The organism is Candidatus Symbiopectobacterium sp. NZEC135, assembly GCF_025962695.1.
Genome location: NZ_JAGFPF010001517.1, coordinates 1 through 520 on the forward strand (window position 1 = coordinate 1; position 520 = coordinate 520).

At 60.0% G+C, this 520-nt stretch carries 1 protein-coding gene; it reads left to right on the forward strand.

Features of this window, described 5'->3' with window-relative positions; genetic code table 11:
- A partial coding sequence (locus tag J5224_RS35120) for an ATP-binding cassette domain-containing protein (protein ID WP_413544781.1) occupies window positions 1-520 on the forward strand: 520 nt, incomplete at both ends.

The window sequence follows — 520 nt, forward strand, 5'->3', positions numbered from 1 at the left end:
ACGCGCCTATGGCAAGGCTGCGCAGGGGTATCGGCAATTTGATCAGGCGCTGGTGGCGCAGAGCCGGGCCGCACGGCGTCAACTGTGGCTGGTGTTGCCGCCGCTGCTGCTGAACACCTGGTTGGGGCAATTAGCCTTGATGACGTTGATGGCGGGAATTACCTGGCTGGTGGTGATGGAGGGGGATGCCGCGCAGCAAACCACGCTGTTTGCCTTACTGGTGCTGGTGAGCCGGGTTATCGACCCCCTGAGTGAAGTGGCTTCTTATGGCTCCGGCATCCGTATGGCGTCAACCCAGATGGAGGCGGCAGAAAACGTGCTGTCACAACTGTCGTTACCGGCACCGACCGAGTCCGTGCCTTCACCGCAACACTACGCCATCGAATTGCGGGACGTGGACTTCAGTTACCAACCTGGCGTTCGGGTGCTGCAACATGTTTCAGCGACGCTGCCAGCCAATAGCATGACCGCCGTGGTGGGGGCATCCGGTTCGGGGAAAACCACCTTGACCAAATTGATT